The following is a 342-nucleotide window of genomic DNA, read 5'->3' as shown; positions in this document are numbered from 1 at the left end:
GGTACTTATCTACTAAAATCGAAGCCAGGAGTCCGGCTCCCGGGATTCCTTTTTCAATCACCCGCTCAGGAAGTTCCCCGATGATCACTCCTTCTTTATTCTTGGGAGCATACTTATAGCGGATGTAGCGTTTGATATAGTATTTAGCAGGCTCGTATTCCAGTTCATCGGTCACTTCCTTTCCGATACAAATCATCCCGGTAAGATCTTCCTCAGGATAGATCTCGATCTCTTTTACCTCAAGATGCTCCGGAAGGGCCATTCTTCCTTTGTGGTTGGAAGTTCTTTTGCGACGCTGGTCACTGAGCTTTTCTTTTAATTCGGATTCTTGTGCTGCTGCCT

Annotated in this window: 1 pseudogene; it reads right to left on the bottom strand. The window is 45.9% G+C overall.

The window, feature by feature from the left end:
- Positions 1–342: pseudogene (locus LB467_RS19625) on the bottom strand (IS66 family transposase); the annotation flags it as partial.

It is taken from the genome of Salegentibacter tibetensis, from assembly GCF_020164485.1.
Classification (GTDB): Bacteria; Bacteroidota; Bacteroidia; order Flavobacteriales; family Flavobacteriaceae; genus Salegentibacter; species Salegentibacter tibetensis.
Note: the sequence above shows the minus strand (reverse complement) of the source record. Positions and strands in the feature narration are given on the sequence as shown.